The sequence below is a fragment of the Streptomyces sp. NPDC006265 genome, from assembly GCF_040613555.1.
GTDB lineage: Bacteria > Actinomycetota > Actinomycetes > Streptomycetales > Streptomycetaceae > Streptomyces.
In genome coordinates, this window is sequence record NZ_JBEXSH010000930.1 from 1 (window position 1) to 3,416 (window position 3,416).

5 protein-coding genes and 2 pseudogenes are annotated in these 3,416 nt (G+C 71.4%); all 7 read left to right on the forward strand.

Features of this window, described 5'->3' with window-relative positions; all coding sequences use genetic code 11:
• The coding region (locus ABZ281_RS42945; protein WP_356663524.1) for a TIGR02234 family membrane protein at positions 1–305 on the forward strand (305 nt) is incomplete at its 5' end.
• Between the two features lie 109 nt (positions 306–414).
• Positions 415–666, forward strand: coding sequence for an HGxxPAAW family protein (locus tag ABZ281_RS42950; RefSeq protein WP_030848361.1), 252 nt, complete (start codon positions 415–417; stop codon positions 664–666).
• Between the two features lie 93 nt (positions 667–759).
• Positions 760–1,194, forward strand: a complete 435-nt coding sequence (locus tag ABZ281_RS42955) for a DUF2752 domain-containing protein (protein WP_356663526.1) — start codon at positions 760–762, stop codon at positions 1,192–1,194.
• A gap of 139 nt (positions 1,195–1,333) precedes the next feature.
• Positions 1,334–2,143 carry an indole-3-glycerol phosphate synthase TrpC gene (gene trpC / locus ABZ281_RS42960; protein ID WP_356663528.1) on the forward strand — a complete coding sequence of 270 codons (810 nt, stop codon included), beginning with the start codon at positions 1,334–1,336 and terminating at the stop codon, positions 2,141–2,143.
• A gap of 21 nt (positions 2,144–2,164) precedes the next feature.
• Complete coding sequence (locus ABZ281_RS42965) at positions 2,165–2,332, forward strand: hypothetical protein (protein WP_356663530.1); 168 nt, start codon at positions 2,165–2,167, stop codon at positions 2,330–2,332.
• Positions 2,333–2,438: 106 nt separating this feature from the next.
• Positions 2,439–2,756 (forward strand): annotated as a pseudogene (locus ABZ281_RS42970) (tryptophan synthase subunit beta); the annotation flags it as partial.
• A 5-nt stretch (positions 2,757–2,761) separates the two neighbouring features.
• Positions 2,762–3,416 (forward strand): annotated as a pseudogene (locus ABZ281_RS42975) (transcriptional regulator); the annotation flags it as partial.

Genomic DNA, 3,416 nt, shown 5'->3' on the forward strand with positions numbered 1-3,416 from the left:
CGAGAAGATCGTCTTCCCGGTCTCCATCTACGACGCCGAGACCCGCCAGCAGTCCTTCGGCCTACGCCTCCGTCGACGCCCTCAGCCACACCGCCTGGCCGTACGTCGCGGTCGTCGGCGGCGTCCTGATCCTGGTCGCCGGACTGCTCGCCCTGCGCTACGGCCGGCTGTGGCCCGCCATGTCCGGCCGCTACGAGCGCGGCGCGACGCCCCAGCCGCGCCGCAAAGCCCCCGCCGTCGACCCCGACCGACCCGAGGACCTGTGGAAGGCACTCGACCGCGGCGAGGACCCGACCGGCGCCTGAGCCCACACGAGGGACCGGGGAGTACCCCCGATCACCCCGCACGCGTACGTGCGGGACAATGGGCCCGAGCGTCCTGCTCAGACACGAACACAGCAACGAGGAGCAAGCAATGGCGGGCAGCAGCCACGGTCACACCCCGGCCGCCTGGACCGGTGTCACGATCGCCTTCATCGGTTTCTGCGTCTCGGGCGCGTTCATGGTGCTGGACCAGCCGGTGGGCTTCTGGGCGGGCATGGTGGTCGTGCTGCTCGGCGGTGTCGTCGGCGGCATCATGCGGATGATGGGCCTGGGCCAGCCCAAGGAAGCGCACCAGCCGCACCGGACCACGGGCGACCGCGAGCCGGCCGGCGCCGGGAGCTGACCCCCGCGGCATTTTCCGCGGAGCACGTCCTCACGTGAGGGGCGGCCCGGCACACGAGTGCCGGAACTGCCCCTCACGCGCGTACGGGGCACAATGCATACCGTGAACGCCGAGAGCCGAAGCGTGACGCAGAGCGTCCCGAGCCGTCTGGCCGTCCCCGCCGGAGTGCTCGCGGCCGTCGCCGCTGCCTTTGCCTATGTGGGCACCGTGGACCCCAACGAACCCGGCCACTACCCCGTCTGCCCGCTGCTGCGCTACACCGGCCTGTACTGCCCCGGCTGCGGCGGCCTGCGCAGCGCGCACGCCTTCGCCCACGGGGACGTCCTCGCGGCGCTGCACGCCAACGCGCCCGCGACCTTCGGCTATCTGGGCTTCGCGGTGCTGTGGACCGTATGGGTGGTCCACGCGGTCCGCGGGCGCCCCCTGCGGATCGACCCACGCCCGGGGCTGGTGTGGAGCCTCGGAGCGTTGCTGCTGGTCTTCACCATTGTCCGGAACCTGCCCTTCGGTGGCTGGCTCCATCCTTGATCAACAGGCGGATGTCCAGGTAGTGGGACCGCCGTCAACCGGATGTGAGGCCTTCCCCCCGCTGCGGATACCATCGCAGTGACCATCGGTTTTCGATCGGTCGCTGGAACTGTCAAGAGTCTGGAAGGGGGCCGCTCGCGTGAGTGTGCTCGACGAGATCATCGACGGAGTCCGTGCCGACCTTGCGGAGCGGCAGGCGCGCGTCAGCCTCGACGAGCTCAAGGAGCGCGCGGCCAAGGCTCCCGCGGCCAAGGACGGTGCGGCCGCACTGCGCGGTGACGGCGTCAAGGTCATCTGCGAGGTCAAGCGCTCCAGCCCCTCCAAGGGCGCGCTGGCCGCGATCGCCGACCCGGCCGGGCTCGCCGCGGACTACGAGGCGGGCGGCGCGGCCGTCATCTCCGTCCTCACCGAGGAGCGCCGCTTCGGCGGCTCGCTCGCCGACCTCGAGGCGGTCCGTGCCCGGGTGGACATCCCCGTGCTGCGCAAGGACTTCATGGTCACGTCGTACCAGCTGTGGGAGGCCCGCGCCTATGGCGCCGACGTCGTGCTGCTGATCGTCGCCGCCCTCGACCAGCCCGCCCTGGAGTCCCTCATCGAGCGCGCCGAGTCCATCGGGCTCACGCCGCTCGTCGAGGTGCACGACGAGGACGAGGTCGAGCGCGCGGCTGACGCCGGCGCCCGCGTGATCGGCGTCAACGCGCGCAACCTCAAGACCCTCGAGGTCGACCGCGGCACCTTCGAGCGGGTGGCACCGGAGATCCCCGACCACATCATCAAGATCGCCGAGTCCGGCGTCCGCGGCCCGCACGACCTCATCGCGTACGCCAACGCCGGCGCCGACGCGGTCCTGGTCGGCGAGTCCCTCGTCACGGGCAAGGACCCGAGGACGGCGGTCTCGGACCTGGTGGCGGCCGGCGAGCACCCCGCGCTCCGGCACGGCCGGAGCTGATCACCCGCTAGGCTTGCCCCGATGACTCCCACCATGATGACCCTGGACCGGTACGCCCGCCTCGCGCGCGGCTGCCGCCCCCGCGGCTGCCGCGCACCCGCGCGCCGCGTACACGGCCGCCGCGTCCGGTACGTCATCGGTGACGAGCCCGGGCAGGTCAACGGCATGCGATGGCAGCGCGCCCTCTAGGGGCGCGGGGAACTGCGCGACCAGCCCCAACGGGCCCGCAGCCGACAGACAGTCCTCGCCCCCACGGCGATTAGTGATCAACACACACTCACCGTGAGGTATTCGCATGCCCAGTCAGTTCTTCATCCCCGACCCCGAGGGGCAAACGCCCAACCCCGAAGGCTACTTCGGGGCCTTCGGCGGCAAGTTCATCCCCGAGGCCCTCGTCGCCGCCGTGGACGAGGTGGCCGTCGAGTACGACAAGGCCAAGCACGACCCCGAGTTCGCCAAGGAACTCGACGACCTCCTGGTCAACTACACCGGCCGCCCCTCGTCCCTCACCGAGGTTCCCCGGTTCGCCGCGGAAGCGGGTGGCGCCCGCGTCTTCCTCAAGCGCGAAGACCTCAACCACACCGGCTCCCACAAGATCAATAACGTCCTCGGGTCAACATGTGCGGTGCCGAGCACGGCCTCGACCTGCGCTACGACAAGACGTCGGTGGCGCGCTGGCTGCGCGGACAGCAGCCACGGGGCCGGGCCCCGGCGATCATCGCCGAGGCCCTGGGCCGCAAACTCGGCCGTACGGTCACGATCGACGAGATCGGCATGGCCAACGGCAAGAACCTCGCCTCGGGCGTGGGGCTCCAGTTCTCGCCGACGGTACTGGGGGCCATCGAGCAGGTCTGCGAGCTGTGGCGCAGCGACGTGGGGCGGCGGGACTTCCCGTCCGGCTCCTCCGTCGCCGCGTCCGCGCTGGTCGAGCCCAGCCGCGACTGGCTGATCTCCTCGCCGGACTCGCAGGTGTCCCGCTCGGCGGGGCCGCGGGTGGGGCAGTCCGACGTGCAGGCGGTCCAGGCCATGACGCAGGCGCTGGTGGACCTCGATCACCAGTACGGCAGCGGGCATGTGCGGCCGGTCGTCGTGCACTACCTCAACAGCGTGGTCTCGGGGCTGCTGGCGGGGTCCTACCGGGAGGCGGTCGGGCGGGACCTGTTCGCCGCGGTGGCCCGGCTCACGGAGCTCGCCGGGTACATGGCCGTCGACACGGGGCAACCCGGCCTGGCCCAGCGCTACTACATCCAGGCACTGCGCCTGGCGCAGGCCG